Source organism: Prevotella melaninogenica, from assembly GCF_018127925.1.
Taxonomy (GTDB): domain Bacteria; phylum Bacteroidota; class Bacteroidia; order Bacteroidales; family Bacteroidaceae; genus Prevotella; species Prevotella melaninogenica_C.
In genome coordinates this window covers 1,257,372-1,280,340 of sequence record NZ_CP072348.1, presented here as the reverse complement: position 1 = coordinate 1,280,340, position 22,969 = coordinate 1,257,372, and the positions used below count along the sequence as shown (strand labels likewise).

Genomic DNA, 22,969 nt, shown 5'->3' with positions numbered 1-22,969 from the left:
ATATGTACACTACGCCTCTGTCGCTCTTTGTGCCTTCGGCACCTCCGTGAGATTGTCTGCTTTCACCTCCGTGTTCTCCCCCTCTCTGTGTGACCTTAATATGTAGTAAGCTTACTTTATCACTCCAAATTCCTGAAGAACCTTATTTTGTTGTTACTAAGCATGTTTGTTAAGTTATTTTCTTTTTCTAAAGATTGTGTGATATTGCTCGTTTAGATTAATATTAATAGTCACTATTACGATCTAATGGCAGATTTGGGGTTCTTCCGTTAAATGTGTGGACGCTTTTCGTATTGCTTTAACGGAAGAAGCGAAGTTACTCATTAAACAAAACCATAGCTAAGACAGTCAACGATCTATCCTATCATCAGCCTCTGACACAGAAAACCTTTTCATTTTAAGACTTCGAAAATCTACATACAAGAGTTTGAAATATCATTACATATTTTCAAATAAGACATCTATAAATAACGGCAAAAACACAGACAAGAAGTAGGTTTATAACCACATGGAAGTCAATTAGTTATAAAGTAGTAAAATAAAAGATGCTTCATTGGACTTCAAAAGGGCGTTAGTAAGCGTCTTAAAGGGCACCTTTTGCAAGCTTATTAAGCGTCTTTTAGAAGTCAAAAGAGCATGTATTAGTTTTGTACCGCATAAAAATAGTTTACAAATCTCAACTAATAAGGGAATAAGTTGTTTGTAGAAGACAAATAGACATCGCACCTAATTACGTTTATTATGTAGTTTATTCTCCTTGTAAAACCACCTAATTGGGGGTAATCATACCATGTATGTGAATTAATCTCATTCTATTAACAATCTACGCTTTTAACGGAAGAACCAGATTTGGCTCTAAAGTTACTTTATCTCTCTATACTTAATTGTATTTTAATCTTTAATAAGGAATGGAAGTGTAGTACTTACAATATGTTGTTTTATATACCGTTATAAATAATAATTAATTTATTTTCATGCATTAATATGTCGTTTCGTAAAAATAAAACATTAATAAATGTGAAAATATTAATTAAAATTTCATTTTCACTTGGAACTTTAAAAGCTGTACACTATCTTTGTGAAGTGTTAAAAATATCTGTACCCTGATTGTATGCAATTTGTAATACCTTACGTATTAATAGTGTGAGTCTGAAATAGTTTATTTATTATATTAATTAAAGAGAGAATTTATGGAAAAAAGACTAATGATGTTTTTAGTCGGCTTATTCCTAAGTTTAGGAACAGCGCTGGCGCAGACAGAGATTAGCGGAACTGTAGTCTCTACAGATGATGGACAGCCTGTAGTAGGTGCGTCTATCCTCGTGTCTGGTACACAGACGGGTACTGTAACAGATGTTGATGGTAAGTTCCGTCTCTCAGCACCTGCAGGTGTTAAGTTGATTGTGTCTTATGTTGGAATGAAAACAAAGACTGTTACTGCAACAAACAACATGAAAGTGAGCTTAACCCCTGATGACAAGAACCTTGATGAGGTCGTAATTGTTGCCTATGGTACTGCTAAGCGTCAATCAATTACGGGTTCTGTAGCTGTTGTAGACTCTAAGAAAATCTCCAATCGTATTAGTACTACGGTAACGGGTGCATTGGAAGGTTCTGCCCCTGGTGTACAGGTAAATAACTCTTATGGCGAGCCTGGTACTACGCCAAAGATTCACATTCGTGGTGTGGGAACGTTAGTTAAAGATGCTGATCAGCCTCTTTATATCGTTGATGGTACTCCATTTGAAGGTAATATTGCCGAGTTAAATCCAAGCGACATCGAGTCTATGTCTGTTTTGAAGGACGCTTCTTCTGCAGCTCTCTATGGTAACCGTGCGGCTAATGGCGTTGTCTTGATTACAACAAAGAAGGCTAAGTTTACTACTAAGCCAAACATTACTTTGAAGATGGATCAGGGTGTCTACAGACGTGGTATTGCAGAGTATGACCGTTTAGGTCCGAATGAGTGGATGGAGGCTTCTTGGAGAGCCATGAAGAATTATGCGCTATCTGGCGGTATTGTTTCTACAGAAGCTGCAGCTGCAACCTATGCAACTCAGCACTTGGTATCTGATTTTGTAAAGCGTAATATCTATGATGGAGCCGATGATGCTCTCTTTGATGCAAATGGCAAGTTGACTGCTACTATGCGTGCTGGTTATGATGATCTTGATTGGCAGAAGGCTGTTGAACGTACTGGTCATCGTCAGGAGTATAACCTCTCTGCAGCTGTAGCAAGTGATAAGTATAATATCTATTCTTCTGCTGGTTATCTGAATGAGCAGGGTTATACTTTGAACTCAGGCTATGAGCGTTTTACTGGTCGTATTAATACACAATATACAGCCAACAAGTGGCTCGAATTAGGTTTGAACCTCTCTGGTACTTCTTCTGTAAGAAGCTATAATTCAAGTGCTAAAGAAAATTTCTATGCTAATCCATTCTATGTAACTCGTTACATGGCTCCGGTTTATCCTGTTTATTTGCATAATGCTGATGGCACATACGCTTTGGATGCAAATGGTAACAAGCAGTATGATACTACGTCTGAGTATCTTAACAACCGTAACCTCCCTTATGAGATGACGATGGATATGGACCGCACACGTAGAAACGTATTGGATGGTTTGTTGTATACAAAAATCAGTTTGCCATATGGTTTCTCTTTGACAGGAAAAGTAGACTTGAACCATGCTAATGAAAACCGTCAGACCTATAACAACCCTGTTATTGGTGATGGTGCTTCTAACAATGGTCGTCTGACTGAGCGTTCTTACCAGTATATCTCCTATACAGGACAGGAACTTTTGAACTGGGATCATAACTTTGATCTTCACCATGTTGACGTTCTTCTCGGTCATGAGAACTATAGCTGGAATCGTAAGTATTCACGCGTTATGAATACAAATGCAGCTATCGAAGGTTTGCGTGCGTTGAGTAACTTCGTCCTAAACTCTGATACAGAAGGCTATTTTGAGGATTATAGAACTGAATCTTATCTTGGTCGTCTGCGTTACAACTATGATGAGAAGTACTTCTTAGACTTCTCTTTCCGCCGCGATGGTTCTTCTAAGTTCCATAAAGATAAGCGTTGGGGTAACTTCTTCTCAGCTGGTGTAAACTGGAATATCAAGAAAGAGAAGTTCATGGAGAATGTAAAGTGGGTTGATGCTTTGCGTGCTCGCGCTTCATACGGTGAGGTAGGTAATGATGCTGCTGTTAATTTCTATGGCTATCAAGCACTTTATTATATTACTAAGAATGGTGGTAACCCAGCCTTGGTACGTCAGAAGCTATCAGCTCTCGACTTGAAGTGGGAGACTACACAGACTTTCGATTTCGGCGTTGAGGGTACGCTCTTTGACCGTTTGAACTTCAGTTTGGGCTACTTCGATAAGCGTTCTAAGGACTTGCTCTTCGAGGTTCGTTTCCCATTGTCAGCAGGTTCATTCTTTGGAAACGATGCTATTGAGAACCTTACACAGTATCAGAATATAGGTACTATCTCTAACCGTGGATTTGAGATTATGTTGAGTGGTGATGTTGTACGTTCAAAGGATTGGACCTGGAACCTCTCATTCGATGCTACTACATTGAAGAATAAGGTACTCAAGTTGCCTAAGGGAGAAGACATCCTGCATGGTCAGCAGAAGTATTCTGAGGGACACTCTGCATACGAGTGGTTTACTTATCACTTCGTAGGTGTTGACCAGATGACTGGTAAGTCTCTCTATGACCTCGATCCTAAACAGGAGGCTGCTGCTCAAGCTGCTGGTGACCTCGTTGAGATTAATGGAACAAAATATACTACATCAACTTCTCAGGCACTACGTAAGTGGGCTGGTACAGCTCTTCCATCTGTTTATGGCTCATTCGGCTCTAATCTTCGTTGGAAAGACTTGAGTTTGTCAGTATTGATGACTTATAGCCTTGGTGGTAAGACAATGGATAGCTCTTATAGTTCTTTGATGTCTACGGGTTCGGCTTCTTCAGCAGCTGCGCTTCATAAGGATGTTCTTAATTCTTGGAACGGCGTTCCTGAGGGTATGACAGCTACTTCTCCTAACCGTATCGATCCTAATGGTACACCTATCCTTGATTTCAATGGTAGCACTGATAACAATGCTGTTAGTGACCGTTGGTTGACAAGTTCTTCTTATTTGATTATGAAGAATATCATGCTCAGTTATCGTTTGCCAAAGGTGTTGGTAACGAAGTGGGGTCTCGGAGGTGTTTCTGTTAAGGCTGGTGTTGAGAATCTCTTCACGCTCACAGGTCGTAAGGGTATGAACCCACAGTATAGCTTTAATGGTGATAGTGATAATACTTATGTATCTGCACGTGTGTTCAACTTCGGTTTGACAGTGGATCTCTAATATTGTAGAATTTAAAAAAGGAATAATATGAAATATTCAATAAATAAATTCACCGCAGGGGCTTTAATTGCTGTGGCTGCTATGACAGCATCTTGCTCCAGTGATTATCTCAATGTATCACCAGCAGAGTCGGCTGAGCCTTCTGCAGCATATGCTAATACAAGCAATGCACGTAATACCTTGAATGGTATTGCTAAGTCGATGACCGTACAGCAGTACTACTATAGTCAAGGGTTCGCAGGTGAAAATGCGATAATGCGTCTCTATGAGAACCTTCCAAGTCAGAATTATAACTACAACCGTTATGCTTCAGGTTGGGCTCCTATCCATAATCAGACATTCCACTTCCGTTCAACAAGTATTTATGATTCTTATGCGTGGACTTATTACTACCAGATCATTAACAATGCAAATGCTCTTCTTGCAAACATTGATAATGCTACGGGTAGTGAGGCTGATAGAAAGTTTATCAAGGCTTCTGCATTGACCTTCCGTGCATACGCATTTGAGAAGTTGGCACACTATTACTGCTATCGTTGGCAGGATAGTAACAATGGTGCCTCTACGGGATTGCCTTTGCGTATTGATACCTCTACGGGTGAACTGAAGGCTTCAACACTTGCTGAGACTTACGCACAGATTTACAAGGACTGTCAGGAGGCTATCAAACTCTTCACTGAGAGTGGTGTGATGCGTTCAACAGCCGAGTGTTGGATTCCTGATATTAATACTGCCCACGCTGTTTATGCACGTGCAGCATTGACTCGTCAGGATTATGCTACTGCTTTGGCACAGGCTAAGTTGGCACAGATTAACCGTCCTTTGATGACAGGTGATGCATACGCAGCTGGTTTTTATAAGCCAAACGATGAGTGGATTCTCGGTAGTTATGGTGATGCAAGTGAACAGAACTGGTATTGGGCATTTGGTGTACAGGATGCTTGTAATGGTCACTCTGCAAGTACGCAGAGTACTGGAGCTGGTACTATTGGTCATGAGTTAATTACTCGTATCCCTAATAACGATGCTCGTAAGCAGCTCTTTATTACTGCAGATAAGTTCCGCAGCATTGATATTACTAAAGATGCACAGGTAAATCAGACTTATGGCATCATAGGTTTGGGTGATGAAGGTGTTTTGGCACAGGCCGACTCTATCGTTAAAAAGCATCAGATATCTGGTCTCTCTGCAGCTTACGCTTCTGGTTATATCTATTTGGATGGGCAGATGAAGTTCTGGGTAACTGCACAGCCAGGTGTTAGTTATGTTCCTTTCATCCGTTCAAGTGAGATGGTTCTTATCGAGGCTGAGGCTAATTACTTCTTGGGTAACACTGCTGATGCACAGGCAGCATTGGTTAAACTGAATGCTACTACAGGTCGTAACGCAAGCTACACCTGTACAAAGACTGGTACTGATCTCTTTAATGAAATCAAGGATTACCGTGAGGTTGAACTTTGGGGTGAAGGCTTTGCATGGAGTGATTATAAGCGTTGGAACATTCCTGTTGTTCGCCACTCATTTGCTGAAGGTGGTAATGCACACGCTGCTGTTGCAAAAACAATTGCTGTAGATTACGGAAACAAGTGGACTTGGGTAATTCCACAGAACGAGATTGATTATAATGATCTTGTGAGGAACGAATAGGTCTTATGTTATTATAAATGTAAAGGCAGAGAGAACAGGTTTTCTTTCTGCCTTTCTTTGTTTTTAAATCAAATCGTTTATTAGCGCCTAAACATATTTTGTTTTATTACCGAGAAGACTGTTTGCCTCTCTAAAACTAAATTTCCTGTCATTACTGTCATCTAAATTACTTGTCTAACTCGTTTTTTGCAATGGAGTTATGTGAAATGTTAAAAGTGACAGCAAATCAAAATAAAACTATTCTTGTACGTTGCATAAATATATCACTCTTGGTAGGGAATCATTATATCTTGCTATGAGAAGAGTCTTTTGTTATAGAGGATAGTGTCAGTGGTTAGATATGATTCGGCATAAAAAAGTGCTGTAGAGATTAATAAAAGTGTTGTTTCTGCGTTATATATCATATGTCTATTCATTGTAAGAATGAGATTCGATAAATTAAAGAAGCAGTTAGAACTCTTGATTCTATTGTCTGATGGACGCAATTATACGGTTGAAGAGCTGTGTGAGCGGATGAACTTGTCGCGTAGGAATTTCTATTACCTACTCGACTTCATCAAGCATGCAGGTTTTATCGTATTTAAGAATCAGGGCTATTATCATATTGATCGTCGCTCTCCTTTCTTCACACAGCTGTTACAGACGATTCAGTTTACAGATAAGGATGTGAAGACGATACATAGTGTACTGACAATGGCTGGTAATGATAGTGAGATGGTGAACCAGCTAAGGCAGAAGTTGGAAAGTTCTTATAACTTCTCTGTGTCTGCAGAGTCACCCATTCGTCGCCAAATGGAGAGTAACCTGAAACTGTTACGTAAGGCGATGGCAGAGAAGAAGACGGTTCGTTTAATTGGTTATTCAAGTCCACATAGTCACTCTGTTAAGGATCGTCTTGTGGAACCTTTCCTTTTATTGCATAATAATGAGGATGTACGCTGTCATGAATTGGTGTCAAAACAAAATAAGACATTTAAGATTTCTCGCATGACGAGTGTGGAGATACTGGATACATCGTGGTTACATGAAGACAAGCATAGGCAGGTGTTTACGGATATCTTTATGTTTAGTAGTGAGGAACGATATCGTGTGAAGTTACGTTTAGGGCAGTTATCTCACAATCTCTTTAAGGAAGAATATCCACAAGGTGCGCATTATATTACTCCGAATGCGGATGGCTCGTGGCTTTTAGATATAGAAGTATGCGATTATCGTGGTTTAGGTCGTTTCGTTCTCGGACTCTTTAAAGATATAGAAATCATAGAGGGTGATGGTTTTAAGGCATATCTGAGAGCGGAAATAGAAAGTCTTATTGATTCGTCAAACCAACTATTGCAGAAGTAGGAAGTTCATTCTTTGTTCTATTATTCATAGCAAACTATCATTATTTATCATCAGCCTTCCATTAATAGAAATATGTTCTCTTTTAGTTAGAGATAGTGCGAGAGGCTTGGGAGGTTTAAAATTCAGGAAAATGTTTACACGTAAGATTTTATTCGTTTTATTGTTTTTTATCACATTCAACGCTTATGCACAGCAAGAACGTTGGGTAGGTACATGGGCTTGTGCGCCACAGACAGTTGATAAGGGTTTTATGCCTTATAATAACCAAATGACGAATCGCTCCGTACGACAGGTCGTGAAGGTGAGTATCGGTGGCCCTGTTATTCGTTTGCAGTTGAGTAATGAACTGTCTTCTGAGCCTGTTGAGATTACCAGTGTTTATATTGCAAAGGCTGGAGAAGGGTCAGAGATACAGAAGAATTCAGCTAAGTATCTCCGTTTTAATAATAAACGTCGGGTAACGATACCTGCTGGTAAGGCTGCCTTTTCAGATGCGTTGAAATTCGATTTACAACCATTGGAGCGTTTGTCAATTACGATTAACTATCTTAAAGCACCAAAAGAACCTACTGTTCACATGGGTTCGCGCACTACATCTTATATATTACGTGGTGTAACAAATGCTAATACTGATTTCTCAACAGCCTTCAAAGAGGACCATTGGTTTAATATTTCTGCTATTGATGTCCTTGATGCATCTGCTTCCAGTGTGGCTATCCTTGGTAATAGTATTACCGATGGAAAGGGTTGTGTTACAAATGCACAAGACCGCTGGCCTGATTTTATGTCTGCCGTACTGAATAGAGAACATGAGTCGAAGAGTCCGAAAACGGGTGTATTGAATCTTGGTATTGGGGATAATCGTATCCTCTCTGTGGGTTTAGGACAGCCAGGAAAGGAGCGTTTCGATCGTGATATCTTGGGACAAAGAGGACTTCGTGCAGTAATCATCTTCGAGGCTATTAATGATATCGGTGCGTCAACTAATCCAGAAGAAACTGCTCGCCAGTTGATTGAAGCTTACCAAGTGATGATTAAGAAGGCTCGCCAACGTGGCTTGAAGGTCTATATGGGTACGATAACTCCTTTTAATGGCTGCAAAGGTTACTTTACAGAGGCACGTGATGCAGCACGTAAGACGGTGAACGAATGGATAAGAACAAACCATGAAATCGACGGTTTCATCGACTTTGATGAACTCATGCGTGATCCGTCATCACCCGACCGCTTGCGTAAAGAATGGCAGATTGGTGACTGGTTACATCCTAACCCTGCAGGTTATAAGGCGATGGGTGAGTATGCTGCAAAGAAGATGTGGGAAGCTGTTCCTAACCCTTCCTATAGATAGTGACTTCCCTTGCTGATAAGTGTTGGAGAAAGTAAGGGAATATTGGCGAAAATAAAGGAGCTTTACTCTGCTGTTAGTTCGAGTACTCTACTTGAACCCTCATAAGCAGATAGGACCATCAAACCTACCTTCATCAAATAGACTCCTGTGTATCGGAATCGGATCGTTATAACTTAATGATCAAGGTGTGTTAAGCATAAGGCTGATTTATCCTCTGCTTCGAGTTCTATATCTACTTCAGAAAGTTCTTCTTGTGACTTTTCCATCTTCTTTTTCATTCTACTTTTAATCGATCTGATGGCTTGTGACGTACAACAGAAGGCATCGGCTTTCTGCTCGTCGGTCATCCCGTTGTGTTCCATTATATAGTAGAATGTCTCCTTTGGAGTGAACGCATAGCGAGGATTATTGAGGATATAAGCAAGGTCGTAATCAAAGTTAGGCATAATAGCGTTGAGAGCCTGCTGTTCGCGTTTACCCATCTGTGAGATATTTCCACCTTTTAGAATGGTATAGAGTGCGTCTATTCCCAACTTAGTTTGTTCGATGGAATCGGAAGTTTTTGTATCTCCATTATGTGTAGGAGTTTTCTGTTTCAACTGTTCTAACTGATTGATTTTACTGTCAACTTCAGCCTTCATCTCATCTATCGTTGCATCTTTTCGGCGGAGTAACTGCTGAATATTCTGCTCTGTCATCTCTTGTTGTCTGCGATAGGTATGTAGTTGTTGGCGCATACGACGGCGGAACCATACAATGATACCAGATGTAAGGAGTATCAAGATGATAACAAGATAAGCTATATAGAGTTGAAGTTGCAAGGCTTTACGTTGTGCGATAGCCACTTCATAACGGTCTTGTATCTGTATAATCTCAATATCTTTCTCCGGTGAAACCGATAAAATTTGATGTTTTTCAATGCGTGTTCGCAGCTGATTAATACTCTTCTCTTGGTCTTTACGAATACGAGGCTTGAAGGATTCAGCCTTCTTTACGTACAACAGGGCAGAGTCGCGTTGTCCGATTTGGTTGAAAACAGAGGCTTTACCGAGGTAAATATCCGTCAGTCTGTGACTCTTCTTACTATCATTTGCATAACGAGCAGTATGGTCGAAGTAGTCAAGTGCCAATTTATAAGCACCATTTTGGGCATTCAATAGAGCAATACGATAGTATGTAGCAAACTTCAAAGAGTCTTCTGTTACGTTGAAAAGGTGCTTTTCTGCCGATTTTAGCTGATACATCGCATTCCTTGTGTCATGTTTAGCCATGAAGAAAGCAGCGCTATCGAGCCTCATCCGAGTGATTCCTTCGTCTGTTGCAGGATAGTTAGGCAGTTTTCTTTGGCTGCATGAAAGCAAAGTCAAAAGAGTAATCAGTAGTAAAATCGGTTTTTTGTTCATATTTGCAAAGATACACATTCTACTGCGTATTGCCAAATTAGGGTGGGAGGAAAGGGAACGAAAAGCTATCTTAAAGGTTGGTAAAGTGCGAAAACGAGGGAACTTTTATAAGCTTTATTGTGTCAAAGAAGTGAAGTTGTTAGTCGTAAATTATTGATAGTCAAATGTTAACTTGTTTTACATGTGTCAACTCTAATGGGGCTATTGCATTGCATTATATTCTTCTTTACCTTTGCATCGACAATAAGTTCCAATATATGTCATCTGCATTTCATAAACCTGCGGCGGCGTGATTGCGTTTAAGCGTTGGCGCAGGTTTTAAATTAAGAATGTTCGAAAGACTCTTCAAAGTGAAGAGTTTGTTTATAATAATCTCTCGAAAGGCAGCGTTAAATAGCTGTAAAGGGGAATAAATCAAAAGGTTTATATGATGAAGCGAATTTTGTTAGCAATGTCACTTAGTATCTGTATGGCAGCAACTGTAAATGCTCAACAGGAAAAGATGTCGATGAAATCTTATGAAAATGAGGTTCGGAAAGATACAATCGATACCTTAGAAGTAAAAAACGAAAGGCATAAAATATTTGATTGTTGGTTTCCTCCAATGCCATCTTTCCCAGGTAATATCCAACAATTCCTTCGTGCTCACCTTGTATGGCCAGCTGGTCGTAAGAACAAAAAGGTTGAAGGAAAGGTGATTGTTAAGTTTTATATAGAACGTGACGGCACTTGTTCTCAGTTCAAGATACTTCGTTCGTTGAGTCCTGCTTTTGATACAGAGGCGTTAAGGGTATTGAAGTTAATGCCGAAGTGGAATGTGGATTCAACGGCTAAGGGTGGTACTTGGTATGTCTTGCCAGTTTCTTTTAAGAAACAAAATGTTCAACAATAAAAGTTCATGGTTATGATAAAGAAACTGTTTTTAGTTCTATTTTTAAGTTTTGTAGTCGTTGGTAATATCGATGCACAGAAGCATAAAAGAACGATGAAACCGAAGAAAAAGGAGCAAACTGAGCAGCCTTATTGTGCTGAACCAGCCTTTGCTCTTTGTTATGATACATTGAATGTGGACACCTTAGGGGCAAAGATGTTTGAAACCGCCGAGGGTTTGAAGCCTTCGTTCCGAGGTAATCTCCTCGAATTCATCGCATCAAATCTTCAATATCCGCCTGAATTGGCAGAAAGCACAGTGTCAGGAAGAGTCATTATAAAGTTTTTTGTGACTCCCTCTGGTCGTTGCTGTCTGTTTAGGGTTATGCGTTCTGTAGATCCATACCTCGACCGAGAGGCACTTCGCGTACTAAAACTTATGCCTGCATGGAAGTGGGAAAGACGACCGAAGCAAGGAGTATGGCAACTTGTACCTGTCACCTTCAGATTATTATAAGCCCAAATTGCTCATGTTGTCATCATCTTTTGTAAGCCGTTTTATCGTTATCAATATCGCTATTAACCCTTAGCACATTTGGTGTTGACCCTTAACACATTTTGTGTTGACGCTTAGCACTACATGTGCGGAGCATCAATACATCGGTTAAGAACAAGCAATGAGGCATGAAAATTATTGTTATAGAAGATAGTAAAGGCACTAATGAATCACTAAAATAGAGCGTATTCATCGGTGTCTATTTACTTATATAGAAGAAAATGAATCTTTAAATGTATATGATTAGGATGAAGAAGTTTCTGATTATATTCTTTTTAAACTTGATGACGATAGGTAGTATTCATGCTACGAATAGTAGCCAGATGAAATTCCAACAGGAGAATATGTCTAATATGAAGGCTATTACCTTACCAGAAAATTCTAAAAAGGCTCGGCATGACACCGTTTTTGTCCTAAAAGAATTCCCATTCTTTCCGGGAGATTTTAATGAGTTTATCTTTTCTAACTTCCATTATCCACCATCTCTAAAGGAAAATTGTATACAGGGAAGGGTGGTCGTAAGGTTCTGTATTAACCCCAAAGGAAAGTGTGATCATTTTTCTATTGTGCGTTCTGTCGACCCACTGATTGACAAGGAAGTTCTACGTGTTTTAAAGTTAATGCCAAAATGGAAATGGAGGGATCGAACGAAGAAATGTTTGTGGATGGTAAAGGCTGTAGAATTTCAGTTGAGATAAGAATGAATAATAGTTTAATAGGCAATCTTGTTTTTTTATATAGATAATTTTGTGAGGAGATAAAGCTATGTTGTAGGAGATAATATCGATAGAATCGGCATAATTTATAATCTACTGTTAAGTGGGATTATGATTTTAAGTAATACAGTGTAGGTTTGGATAAAACAATACTTAAGATTCTGTCGGTCTCTACCTTAAAATTCCAATGGCTTTTTGCACCCATCTTATTCTTTTATCGTACCTTTGCAGTAACAAAAATAATAATAGGTAATAAACGAAGATAATAACAAAAATAAAGGAATAATTATGGCAAAGAAAGCTTTATTGATGATCCTTGATGGATGGGGTAACGGTAAGCATGGTAAGGGTGATGTTATCTATAACACCCCAACACCCTACTTAGATTATTTGAATGCTGTTAGTGCACACTCTGAGTTGCAAGCATCAGGAGAAGATGTAGGTCTGCCAGACGGCCAGATGGGTAACTCTGAGGTAGGTCACTTAAATATAGGTGCAGGTCGTATTGTTTATCAGGACCTCGTTAAGATTAACAAGGCTTGCCAGAGCGGTGACATCTTGAAGAACCAAGATATCATTAATGCATATAGCTATGCACAGAAGAATGGTAAGAAACTCCACTTGATGGGTCTGACCTCTACGGGTGGTGTTCACTCTTCACTTGATCACCTCTTTAAGCTCATCGAGATTGGTAAGGAGTACAACCTTAAGGACGTTTACGTTCATTGTTTTATGGACGGACGTGATACAGACCCAAAGAGTGGTGCTGGTTTCGTTGCTGAGATTCAGAAGGTTTGCGATGCAAATGACGCACATATCGCTTCAGTCGTTGGTCGTTTCTATGCAATGGACCGTGACAAGCGTTGGGACCGTGTGAAAGAAGCATACGATTTGCTCGTTGAGGGTAAGGGCGTACAGGCTACTGACATGGTTAAAGCGGTTGAGGCAAGCTATGCAGAAGGTGTGACAGACGAGTTTATCAAGCCTATCACAAACTCTTCTGTGAATGGTAAGATTGAGGAGGGTGACGTAGTTATCTTCATTAACTTCCGTAACGACCGTGCTAAGGAGTTGACATCTGTGCTCACACAGCAGGACCTCCCAGAGGAAGGTATGCATACAATTAAGGATCTGCAGTTCTATTGTATGACTCCATACGATGCAAACTTTAAGAACGTGAATGTTCTCTTCCCTAAGGAGAACGTAATGGATACATTAGGTGAATACCTCAGCAAGCTCGGTAAGAAGCAGCTTCATACAGCCGAGACAGAGAAGTATGCACACGTAACCTTCTTCTTCAATGGTGGTCGTGAGCAGCCTTATGAGGGTGAAGACCGTATCTTGGTGCCTTCTCCAAAGGTGGCAACATACGACTTGCAGCCTGAGATGAGTGCCTTCGAGGTGAAGGATAAACTTGTTGGTGCTATCAATACACAGGAGTATGACTTCATCGTAGTGAACTTTGCTAATGGTGATATGGTAGGTCATACAGGTGTTTATAATGCCATTGCAAAGGCTGTATGGGCAGTTGACCAGTGTGTTAAGGAGGTTGTTGAGGCTGCGAAGGCTAACGATTATGAGACAATCATCATCGCTGACCACGGTAACGCAGACAATGCAATCAATGAGGATGGCAGTCCAAACACTGCTCACTCACTCAACCCAGTACCATTCATCTATGTTACAAACAACAATTCTGCAACAGTAAAGAATGGTCGTTTGGCTGACGTTGCTCCTTCAATCCTTCATATTATGGGATTAGAACAGCCAGCAGATATGACAGGTGAAAATCTTATTACAGATTAATCAAAGTTTTATTATATAAAATTAGGCGAATCCCAAAGGTCTTTTATGGCTTTTGGGATTTGTTTTTTATTACCTTTGCCACTGTGAGTCTTACTGTTGACTCACCCATAATTAGGTATTAGTATTTATTTTTAAGATTAAAGACAATGAAGAATCGTAAGTTAGTATTATCATTAGTAGCCCTTACAGGACTCACTTCTCTCAGCGCACAAGCACAGACCAACAATACAGAAAAGCCTCATGAGACTATCATACAGCGTGTTGACACGTTGGCAAAGAAGTTAGGTTCTGATGTTAAACATGCAGAGGGTGTGGAGAAAGCTAAGTTAAACGCTGAGGCACATAAGGTAGGTGCTGCCGTTAAGAAGGCTGAAACTACTGAGAAAGCAAAACTCAACGCAGACAAGCAGAGAGTTAAGGCAGACCTTGCTAACGACAAGAAGAAGGTAAATAAGGTTTATCAGGATGATAAGGCAAAGTTCAATGCTGATGTAAAGAAGGTTGAGAACGGTCTTGCTAAAGATGAGCAGAAAGTAAAGAATACTTATCGTAAGGATGAGGCAAAGGTAAAGCAGGGTTTTGCTAAGGATAAGCAGAAAGTAAGAAACGCATATCGTAAGGACAAGGCAAAGGTTAAGGCTGGCGTAAAAAAGGTTAAGCAAGGTCTTGCTAAGGACGGACAGAAAATCAAGAACACTTATAACAAAGACAAGGCGAAGGTTAAAGCGTTCTTTAAGAAGGAGAAATAATTTGCTTAAATAGAAACAATTATTTAATTGTAGATAAAAGAGTCGTGTTCATTCACGGCCCTTTTTGTGTTCTTCCGTTAAAAGCGTAGATTGTTAATAGAATGAGATAAATCCACATATAGGGTATGATTACCTCCAATAATATAGTTTTATAAAGGCTCAACACCCAACAACCATCACCCAACACCAGTATGATTACCCCCTATTGGATGGTTTAAGAACGGGAGATAAACTACATGACAAATATAATTAGGTGCGATGTCTATCTGCTTTCTACAAACAACTTACTCCCACATTAATTGAGTTTTGTAATTTATTTTTATGCAGTTCAAAACCAATACATGCTCTTTTAGCTTCTAAAAGACGCCCAATTGACTTGCAAAAGATGCCCTTTAAGCCTCTTACTAACGCCCTTTTGAAGTCCAATTAAGCACCTTTTACTTTACTACTTTATAACTAATTGATTTCCTGCTAATTACAAATCTGCTTTTTGTATGTGATTTTGCCGTTATTTATGGATGTTTCGTTAGAAATTGTGTAATGATTTTTCAAACACTTGTCTGCAGAATTTCGAAGTCTTAAATGAAATGGTTTACAATGTTAGAGGATGATAATAGGATAGATACCTGACTATCTTAGCTATGTTTTTGTTTAATGAGTAACTTCAGTTTTTTCTTTAAAGCAATACAAAAAGCGTCTACGCATTTAATGGAAGAACCTCTTTTTGTTTGTTGGTAAGGAAAAAGAACGATTAAAATGGTAGTTTACATAAATTCACTAAACAAATAATCAGATTTTAATAAATCTAAAATTTATAAACAGAATGAATCTTTTTTGCAGTTGAAACTTCTTTTTTCATTACCTTTGCGCCCATAAGGAATTATATCCTTTCCGAGTTTTATAGATATTAATGTGTAATTTTTAAACAGTAAAAGATTATGGATTTTAAGAAAATAGCATTATCATTTGTAGTAGCATTTAGCGTATGTTCACTTAGTGCACAGGCACAGAGTCAGTGTTCAAAGAAGTGTGATAAGGCTCCAAATGAGCAGGTAGAGAAGGGCAAGCAGTGCGATAAGGCAGGTAAGGCTTGTGATGAGAAGGCTGAGAAGGCTTGTGACAAGAAGGCTGGTAGCTGCTGCAAGAAGCAGGAGAAGGCTTGCGATAAGTCTGCTAAGGCTTGCGACAAGGCAAAGAAGGACTGCAAGAAGGCACAGGCTGGTAGCTGCTGCAAGAAGCAGGCTCAGCCAAAGAAGAAGTAATAGTTTAGCTTTAAAAATAGGAAAGTCGTGTCGAAAGGCACGACTTTTTTGTTGTTATCAGAACTTTATCGTACTTTTGTAGTAACAAAACTGCATGTAGTAAGATGTGATAAGTTATATCTTTGTTTTAGTCTTATTACATTTGCAGATAACAATCATAGCTATGGGTGTAAAGATAGAGCCATCGTGGGCACAGCAACTGAGTGGAGAGTTTGAGAAACCTTACTTTCAGCAGTTAGTTGAGCAGGTGAAACAAGAGTATGCACAGTTCCCTTGTTATCCTCCAGGAAACTTGATATTCAATGCCTTTAATCTTTGTCCTTTTGACAAGGTGAGGGTTGTGATTATTGGGCAAGACCCTTATCACGAGCCTGGTCAGGCGATGGGATTAAGCTTCTCCGTGCCTGATGGGGTACAGCTTCCACCTTCATTGCAGAATATCTATAAGGAGATTGCGGCAGATTTAGGTACACCTATCCGTCAGTCAGGCAACTTAACACGTTGGGCAGAGCAGGGAGTTCTCTTGCTGAATGCTACACTTACCGTCCGCGCACATGTAGCTAATAGTCATCAGCCATTAGGGTGGGGAACCTTTACCGATGCGGCTATCAAGGCACTTAGTGATGGACGAGAGAACTTAGTCTTTATGCTTTGGGGCGGTTTTGCGCGTAGTAAGAAGGCACTGATTGACCAGCAACGACACTGTGTTATAGAGAGTGTGCACCCTTCGCCACTCTCTGCTAATCGTGGAGGCTGGTTTGGACAGCATCAGTTCTCACGTTGTAACGCCTACCTGATTTCTTGTGGGGCGCAACCTATTGAGTGGTAGTGATAATCAACAGCTATGGAATGGATTTTAGAAGAATCGTGGCGTGAAAAGCTGAAGGATAAACTGGATAAATCCTACTACAGGAAATTGGTGGAAAAGGTGCGAGAGGAGTATAAGAATGAGACTTGCTATCCGCCAGAAGATAAGATTTTCAATGCCTTAAATCTTTGCCCTTTTGATAAGGTAAAGGTTGTCATTATGGGGCAGGACCCTTATTTTAATCCTGGTCAGGCTATGGGACTGAGTTTTTCCGTGCCTGAAGGCGTACAGCTTCCGCCTTCATTGAAGACTCTATATAGGGCACTTGGGATTAATCTCAATGGGATTAATCAGCCTTCGGGAGACCTTACACGCTGGGCTGAACAAGGTGTGTTGTTGTTGAATACGGTATTGACTGTGCGTGAGAAGCAAGCTAACAGTCATCGTAAATACAAGTGGCGGCTTTTTACGGATGCTGTTGTAAGTGCATTGAATGAAGAGCGTGAGCATATTGTCTTTATGTTATGGGGACGCATAGCGCAACGAAAGGAGCGTTTTATACGTACGGATAATGGCAGGCATATGGTACTAAAGGCAGTGCATCCGGCAGCTCGACGTTATGGAGGCTGGGATGGAAATGACCATTTCGGGTGCTGCAATGCGTATTTAGAGAAGAACAAAATTTTGCCTATTGTTTGGACGGTAGTGGATGCATAAGTAGATAAGCGGACAAGTTGATAAGTAAACGAATTGCTTGTTTAAAGGTGTGTAGGGCGTATTTGCCTTATAAGTCTTATAGGACTAAGATAGTTTGTTTACCTAATTAAAGCCTTAAAATAAGGTTAGGAGGGAATTATTTATGCGTAAAGAAATATTTATTTTCATGAAGAAAAATATTTCTTTTCATGAAAATAAATTGGAAGGGAGTTCCGTTTTAGTGAGAAGATGCTGTTGGGTGAACAGCAAAACATAGTTGAAAATGAAATAATTTAGCGTTAAGAAAGATGGGTAATACGTATGATCATATATTTATGGTGGGTGATGTGCTTGTCTCACCAGATATAATCAATGTGAAGTTTTGCTGCGACCTTGATAAATGTCATGGTCAGTGTTGCATTGAGGGAGATGCTGGTGCACCTGTAACCTTGGACGAGACAATGGAGATAGAGAATGTCCTTGATACTGTTTGGGGTGACTTGTCAGCCTCTGGGCAGGCGGTCATAGATAAACAGGGTGTCGCTTACACCGATGAAGAAGGCGATTTGGTGACGAGTATCGTTGGTGGTAAGGACTGTGTCTTCACTTGTTATGAGAATGGTTGTTGTCTTTGCGCCTTGGAACGTTCCTACCGTAATGGCAAGACAGGCTTCGTAAAACCTATTTCTTGTTCGTTGTATCCAGTTAGAGTGAAAGACTTTGGGAATGGTACCTGTGGTATCAATTACCATCACTGGCGTATCTGTGCCGATGCAAGAAAAAAAGGAGAAGAACTGAATCTTCCCCTTTATAAGTTTTTGAAGGAACCCCTTACGCGTAGATTTGGTAAGGAGTGGTATGATGAATTGTGTGAGGTAGCTCTTCAGTTAACAAGTGAACAAGTTGACGAGTAGACAAGTTGAGGAGTTAACCAGTTGCTTGTCTAAAGGATAATTCTCTTTGATCTATATCGGTATTAACTTGTTTACTCGTCTACTTGTCAACTCGTTAACTTTTTCTAAACTGCGAAGGACTCATGCCCACATGTTCCTTAAAGTATTTACCCATAAAGCTCTGATTGGCGAAGTTTAGCTCATCAGCAATCTGCTTAATACTCATCGTACTGTTTCTAAGCATTACACGTAACTCACGTGTAACGTAGGAGTCAATCCAATCACTTGGTGTTCGTCTGCTGACAGTACGCACGGTTTCAGAGAGATATTTAGATGTGATACACAGTTGTTGTGCGTACCAGCTGACACGTCGTTCCGTGCGATAGTTCTTTTCCACAGTCTGAATGAAGTCGCGGAAGATAGCTTCAGCACGTGTCTGTCCGGCTTCTCCAACTTGTTGGAAGCGATAGATGATATCACTCATATCGATGATAAGTGCCTTTAGCATAGTCATAACTAACTCACGACGGAAGCGGTGACCAGTATCAATAATCTTCTCCTTGATATGCTGAATATCGTTTTCTAATGCCTTCGCCTGATTGTTATCAAGGTGGAAAACAGGATGTGTACGGGCAAAGAGGAAGAGGGCAGATAGTTCGTGAACTCCACTTACAATGTTCTGAAAGAAGTCATAAGACATGATGAGGGCGATACCCTTACAATCACGTGAGAGTATATAGTCGGCAACTACCTGTTCCTCACTGATGATAATGACGTCTCCAGCACCCACCTCGTGCATCTTTGTATCAACAGTATATTGTGCATGACCGCTGGTACAGAGGGCAAGGAAGAGAGACTTCATACGAGAAGGATTGGTAGGAAGTGGTACTTGCGCGATGTCCTCGAAGAGAATAAGGTCGTTATCTATGTATTTGCCGTCAGGATAAACGTGCTTGGCGTGTGTTACGTTTACTTCAGTAAGCCTAATATTCTTTCTCATGTTATTCTTTTGTTTGCGGTTGCAAATATACATATTTATTTCCTATTCAGATTCTTTTGGAGGGAGAAATACAATCTTTCTACACCGCCTCGCTGTTATACTTCATTTGTGTTGTATTACTTTGAAAAGGCGGATGGAAATATAGAAGAAAATATATCACTTGAATTATTTTCTCTTGTTTTTCTTTGCTCCTTTAATTTAATCTTCTTACCTTTGCCGCCGTGAAAAAATTAGCAATGACATATCAAGGCAATGACGTACTGCAAAGAATTATCAAGTTCTTTGCATCTTTTTGCACTTTATCTTTGGTCAATCCAAATAATTTGCTAACACACACACACACAATGCGCACCTAGCGTCACTAAGACATTTTTTCTTCTCTCATACGCGCGCGCGAAGCGTGCCGTAACCCCTGTAAACAAAGGACTTCAAGGAGTTTCCTTTGTTCGCTTTTTTATGTCCTTTTGCAAGCTCTATTTACACAAAATAAGAAAAAAAAACTATTTTAATTAATTAAAGCAATGAGAAAAACGAAACAGAAAAGGGATTATGAACGTCCCGAGTGTAAAGTGCATAAACTTGAACTCGAAAACTTTATTTGTACATCGGTATACCCAGATGCTCCACACACAACCGAGACAGACTGGGAAGACGGTGGAGAACTTGATGGTGGAACAATTGAATTTTAGTAATTAACGAGTAATTAACGATTAAAAGACAAAACAATGAAGAATAATATTTTTAAAGCATCGCTTTCTACGCTTGTGCTTGGCATTGTTACTGGCTTTGCCTTTTCAGGTTGTAGTAATAGCGAGGACTTAGCAAATGGTGTGACACCACAGGATGGTATGGAGCGTGTCTCGTTCAAAATCAGTGAGAAAGACTTTGAGCCTGCAGAGGAAGTATCTGGCACACGTGCTGCTACCCAACCACAGACAGAATTGCAAGACTTGGGTGATGGTTGGCAGGCAGAAGTCAGTTTAGTTCCTGATACAACCCACAAAGAAGAAGCTAAGGCTAAAACACGTGCTATTTATACTCCAACTCATTACACTATCCAGGCTTACCAAGGCGGTGTATTGAAAGGACAGACTAAGGGAACTTTCAATGGTTCAACCTTTACTCCTGATGCAGGAGAGCTAGAATCTATTTCTCTCCCTCATGGCACATACGATTTTGTCTGTTTCAATGATAAGGTAACGGCAAATGGTACACAGTTCACTGTCAATCGAACCGATGCAGGTACTGCGCGCTTTACCATAAAGCGTAGCGTTGTCATTAATCAAGACCCTAAGCAATATGTAGCTTTTGAGATGAAGCATGCAGGGGCATTAGTGTCTTTAAAGTTTGATCTCGTTAATTGTGGCCTTAAAGGTGTAATAACTCATAATGTTCAACAGGGGTGGGCTACCTCCGCTTATGGTGAAGCTGCTAATCCTGCAGAACGTCTTCAATGTAATGTTGAGACAGATCCTAACAAAATCCTAAAGACGATGGTGTATGATTTTTCAGCAGATTCTTATACATATCCAGCAAAGGAACAGATCTCAAAATCTCATACGCTTACTTGCGGTCAAGGTGGTTATGCAAGCCCAGGAACAAATGTTCCGATATATAGTAATACCCCATATTCAGATTACTGGCTTCCTGGAACAGATTGTGCAGATTTAAAACTCACGTTTACTTTTGGTGAGATTTATGGAAGGAGTATAGTAGGAAAGACGATAACTGTACCTACTCATAAGCTAGTAGAGGCAAATAAGAGATACACGATCGTCGTAAAGCTCATAATGGGCTATATGTATCTATATAGTGATGGAACAGCCGGACCACGTGATAAGAATCCTGGGAAGACTCCGGTAGGTGTAGTTGTTGATCCGTATAATCATACAGCAGTTGCACTTCAAGATGTAAAGCCTAATTCTTGGTGGAGTGGTAATATAAATTGGGCATCGTCTACTGCTCAACAGTCTTCTAATCCTGCTGTGAATTACACCGATCTATTTACAAATTACAGCAGTGGTACTTGTGCACCAGAGAGTTCTTCTCCAGTCCAGCAGGCATTAGATAACTATCGTAATTATCTTGCGTCACAAGGGCTGACATTGTGGATACCTGGTTCTGTCTATGTTCCTAACGTACGAGATTTCTTGTATATGGGGGTTAGTTTAGGAAAACTTCCTGCTCGTGGGGAAGGTAGTATGCATTATCCTGCAGATTATACTTATCTTATCCCGTCAAATGCTCCAGCAACAGGTTTTACGGGAACTAATGTTCCTTTCCCATCAATGGATATGACAAGATTTAATAAGGCATTTACTGATGTAGGTGGAACAGCCCCTATGGGGCCTTATTGGACTTCGACAGAATGTAAAGATCATTCAGATTATAACCAGGCAACAATAGGCTTTATTGGATCAACCTGCGATTTTCGTCTATTGCCGAAGAACTCATCTGCTAGTGTAAGACCATTTATTCATTATTAAGTGAGTATCATCTGTTCTAAATATTAAGGCATTTGTATTCATTATATGAAGGCGGTTGTCTTCCTTATATCAAGGCGACGGTCTTCATATAATGAAGAGGACGGTCTTGATATAAGGAAGAGAAAACGAAAGAAAATATAGTTAACGGAGCCTTGCTGAAAGGCGAGGCTCCATATTTATTAAAACTTAAATTTATTATTTTATGATTTCATTTAAGGTAGTTGAGACCACACACAAGATTGGTCCAAAGAAAGGTCAGAAAGCCTTTAATGCCGTGCCAAAAGCCCCGATGAAGTTTTCAGCCGATTGGCTTGTTAACCGTATTGTTCGCGAAACCTCGTTGAGTGAGGGAGATGTGAGAAACGTGATCATCACCCTGCGTAATATTGCTATTGAGGTGATTAGCCTTGGTGGTTCGCTAGACCTTGGCGACTTGTTTTCGTTCCGCACTACGATACCGTCAAAGATGGTAGATAACGAGAAAGATGTCACCGCAGAATCCTTGAAGCGTCCCCGTGTCCTTGTTCGCTGGAAGTCTGCCGTCACGGAAGCGTTGAAGAAGATTGAAGTGGATGTGGATAATCCAGCGAGGAGGAAGACTAAAGAAGGAAAGGAAGAAAAGAAAAAGAAAGAGGGTGGAGGACCAGAGGCGGGATAAAAGGCCTCACCCCCAGCCCCTCTCCAAGAGGAGAGGGGAGTGAAATGCGAGATACCCCTATGGGAGGGGAGATTAACCCCTAAAAGATTCTCCAAGGATAGGGAGAGGGGATTAACTCTTGTTTTTTCAAAGGTGGGGGAGGTAGCCTTACTGCGGGAGGGTGGATTAAAATGCAAATACCTTTTTGATAATCTTACAGGTTAAAATAATCCAATATGAAAAGACCATTTCAATACTCATTTTCGAGTAAAGAAATGGTCTTTGCTTTTAGTAGAATCCTACTTATTGTTTGATAGTTGTCAATTTGCATTTGGACATGCCCTTATTTCTTTTCTTTAAACAGGATATTTG

General features: G+C 40.1%; 18 protein-coding genes. 16 read left to right on the top strand and 2 right to left on the bottom strand.

What is annotated here, in order from left to right:
• Positions 1-1,190 precede the first annotated feature (1,190 nt).
• The 4 genes from J4861_RS10820 (at position 1,191) to J4861_RS10805 (ending at position 8,715) form a co-directional block, all read left to right on the top strand.
• Positions 1,191-4,376 (top strand): SusC/RagA family TonB-linked outer membrane protein, encoded by a 3,186-nt coding sequence (locus J4861_RS10820; protein WP_211816838.1) that lies wholly within the window; start codon positions 1,191-1,193, stop codon positions 4,374-4,376.
• Between the two features lie 27 nt (positions 4,377-4,403).
• The gene (locus tag J4861_RS10815; protein WP_211816837.1) at positions 4,404-6,023 is read left to right on the top strand and encodes a RagB/SusD family nutrient uptake outer membrane protein; all 1,620 of its coding nucleotides are present in this window, start codon (positions 4,404-4,406) and stop codon (positions 6,021-6,023) included.
• A 423-nt stretch (positions 6,024-6,446) separates the two neighbouring features.
• Positions 6,447-7,367, top strand: a complete 921-nt coding sequence (locus J4861_RS10810) for a helix-turn-helix transcriptional regulator (RefSeq protein ID WP_036921604.1) — start codon at positions 6,447-6,449, stop codon at positions 7,365-7,367.
• 130 nt (positions 7,368-7,497) lie between these two features.
• Positions 7,498-8,715, top strand: a complete 1,218-nt coding sequence (locus J4861_RS10805) for an SGNH/GDSL hydrolase family protein (RefSeq protein ID WP_211816836.1) — start codon at positions 7,498-7,500, stop codon at positions 8,713-8,715.
• 173 nt (positions 8,716-8,888) lie between these two features.
• Here the strand turns inward: J4861_RS10805 and J4861_RS10800 are convergent, their stop codons facing one another.
• Positions 8,889-10,136, bottom strand: a complete 1,248-nt coding sequence (locus J4861_RS10800; protein WP_211816835.1) for a hypothetical protein — start codon at positions 10,134-10,136, stop codon at positions 8,889-8,891.
• A 409-nt stretch (positions 10,137-10,545) separates the two neighbouring features.
• Between J4861_RS10800 and J4861_RS10795 the strand changes: the two genes are divergently transcribed.
• The 9 genes from J4861_RS10795 (at position 10,546) to J4861_RS10755 (ending at position 18,495) form a co-directional block, all read left to right on the top strand.
• Positions 10,546-11,010 carry an energy transducer TonB gene (locus tag J4861_RS10795; protein ID WP_004358684.1) on the top strand — a complete coding sequence of 155 codons (465 nt, stop codon included), beginning with the start codon at positions 10,546-10,548 and terminating at the stop codon, positions 11,008-11,010.
• A gap of 12 nt (positions 11,011-11,022) precedes the next feature.
• Positions 11,023-11,505 carry an energy transducer TonB gene (locus tag J4861_RS10790; RefSeq protein WP_211816834.1) on the top strand — a complete coding sequence of 161 codons (483 nt, stop codon included), beginning with the start codon at positions 11,023-11,025 and terminating at the stop codon, positions 11,503-11,505.
• Between the two features lie 287 nt (positions 11,506-11,792).
• Entirely contained in the window at positions 11,793-12,242 is a 450-nt protein-coding gene (locus tag J4861_RS10785; protein ID WP_211816833.1) for an energy transducer TonB, read from the top strand.
• Between the two features lie 306 nt (positions 12,243-12,548).
• On the top strand, positions 12,549-14,066 hold the full coding sequence (gpmI, locus tag J4861_RS10780) for a 2,3-bisphosphoglycerate-independent phosphoglycerate mutase (protein ID WP_211816832.1): 1,518 nt from the start codon (positions 12,549-12,551) through the stop codon (positions 14,064-14,066).
• 146 nt (positions 14,067-14,212) lie between these two features.
• The gene (locus J4861_RS10775) at positions 14,213-14,815 is read left to right on the top strand and encodes a tail tape measure protein (RefSeq protein WP_211816831.1); all 603 of its coding nucleotides are present in this window, start codon (positions 14,213-14,215) and stop codon (positions 14,813-14,815) included.
• Positions 14,816-15,753: 938 nt separating this feature from the next.
• On the top strand, positions 15,754-16,077 hold the full coding sequence (locus tag J4861_RS10770; protein WP_211816830.1) for a hypothetical protein: 324 nt from the start codon (positions 15,754-15,756) through the stop codon (positions 16,075-16,077).
• Between the two features lie 163 nt (positions 16,078-16,240).
• Positions 16,241-16,906: a uracil-DNA glycosylase gene (locus tag J4861_RS10765; RefSeq protein ID WP_211816829.1), complete on the top strand. Its 666-nt coding sequence runs from the start codon at positions 16,241-16,243 to the stop codon at positions 16,904-16,906.
• Between the two features lie 15 nt (positions 16,907-16,921).
• Entirely contained in the window at positions 16,922-17,602 is a 681-nt protein-coding gene (ung, locus tag J4861_RS10760; RefSeq protein WP_211816828.1) for a uracil-DNA glycosylase, read from the top strand.
• A gap of 287 nt (positions 17,603-17,889) precedes the next feature.
• A complete protein-coding gene (locus tag J4861_RS10755) occupies positions 17,890-18,495 on the top strand; it encodes a DUF3109 family protein (RefSeq protein WP_211816827.1) in 606 nt (201 codons plus the stop codon).
• A gap of 94 nt (positions 18,496-18,589) precedes the next feature.
• Here J4861_RS10755 and J4861_RS10750 read toward each other — a convergent pair whose 3' ends face one another.
• Positions 18,590-19,474 carry an AraC family transcriptional regulator gene (locus tag J4861_RS10750; protein WP_211816826.1) on the bottom strand — a complete coding sequence of 295 codons (885 nt, stop codon included), beginning with the start codon at positions 19,472-19,474 and terminating at the stop codon, positions 18,590-18,592.
• Positions 19,475-19,995: 521 nt separating this feature from the next.
• Between J4861_RS10750 and J4861_RS10745 the strand changes: the two genes are divergently transcribed.
• The 3 genes from J4861_RS10745 to J4861_RS10735 all read left to right on the top strand — a co-directional run bounded on the left by J4861_RS10745 (position 19,996) and on the right by J4861_RS10735 (position 22,618).
• Entirely contained in the window at positions 19,996-20,163 is a 168-nt protein-coding gene (locus J4861_RS10745) for a fatty-acid--CoA ligase (protein ID WP_211816825.1), read from the top strand.
• Positions 20,164-20,199: 36 nt separating this feature from the next.
• On the top strand, positions 20,200-21,960 hold the full coding sequence (locus J4861_RS10740; protein WP_211816824.1) for a hypothetical protein: 1,761 nt from the start codon (positions 20,200-20,202) through the stop codon (positions 21,958-21,960).
• 202 nt (positions 21,961-22,162) lie between these two features.
• Entirely contained in the window at positions 22,163-22,618 is a 456-nt protein-coding gene (locus tag J4861_RS10735; protein ID WP_211816823.1) for an HU family DNA-binding protein, read from the top strand.
• The last annotated feature ends 351 nt before the right edge of the window (positions 22,619-22,969 follow it).

Coding starts and splice junctions, on each gene's coding strand:
- J4861_RS10820 (WP_211816838.1), top strand. CDS start 1,191: ATGGAAAAAAGACTAATGATGTTTTTAGTCGGCTTATTCCTAAGTTTA.
- J4861_RS10815 (WP_211816837.1), top strand. CDS start 4,404: ATGAAATATTCAATAAATAAATTCACCGCAGGGGCTTTAATTGCTGTG.
- J4861_RS10810 (WP_036921604.1), top strand. CDS start 6,447: ATGAGATTCGATAAATTAAAGAAGCAGTTAGAACTCTTGATTCTATTG.
- J4861_RS10805 (WP_211816836.1), top strand. CDS start 7,498: ATGTTTACACGTAAGATTTTATTCGTTTTATTGTTTTTTATCACATTC.
- J4861_RS10800 (WP_211816835.1), bottom strand. CDS start 10,136: ATGTGTATCTTTGCAAATATGAACAAAAAACCGATTTTACTACTGATT.
- J4861_RS10795 (WP_004358684.1), top strand. CDS start 10,546: ATGATGAAGCGAATTTTGTTAGCAATGTCACTTAGTATCTGTATGGCA.
- J4861_RS10790 (WP_211816834.1), top strand. CDS start 11,023: ATGATAAAGAAACTGTTTTTAGTTCTATTTTTAAGTTTTGTAGTCGTT.
- J4861_RS10785 (WP_211816833.1), top strand. CDS start 11,793: ATGAAGAAGTTTCTGATTATATTCTTTTTAAACTTGATGACGATAGGT.
- gpmI (WP_211816832.1), top strand. CDS start 12,549: ATGGCAAAGAAAGCTTTATTGATGATCCTTGATGGATGGGGTAACGGT.
- J4861_RS10775 (WP_211816831.1), top strand. CDS start 14,213: ATGAAGAATCGTAAGTTAGTATTATCATTAGTAGCCCTTACAGGACTC.
- J4861_RS10770 (WP_211816830.1), top strand. CDS start 15,754: ATGGATTTTAAGAAAATAGCATTATCATTTGTAGTAGCATTTAGCGTA.
- J4861_RS10765 (WP_211816829.1), top strand. CDS start 16,241: ATGGGTGTAAAGATAGAGCCATCGTGGGCACAGCAACTGAGTGGAGAG.
- ung (WP_211816828.1), top strand. CDS start 16,922: ATGGAATGGATTTTAGAAGAATCGTGGCGTGAAAAGCTGAAGGATAAA.
- J4861_RS10755 (WP_211816827.1), top strand. CDS start 17,890: ATGGGTAATACGTATGATCATATATTTATGGTGGGTGATGTGCTTGTC.
- J4861_RS10750 (WP_211816826.1), bottom strand. CDS start 19,474: ATGAGAAAGAATATTAGGCTTACTGAAGTAAACGTAACACACGCCAAG.
- J4861_RS10745 (WP_211816825.1), top strand. CDS start 19,996: ATGAGAAAAACGAAACAGAAAAGGGATTATGAACGTCCCGAGTGTAAA.
- J4861_RS10740 (WP_211816824.1), top strand. CDS start 20,200: ATGAAGAATAATATTTTTAAAGCATCGCTTTCTACGCTTGTGCTTGGC.
- J4861_RS10735 (WP_211816823.1), top strand. CDS start 22,163: ATGATTTCATTTAAGGTAGTTGAGACCACACACAAGATTGGTCCAAAG.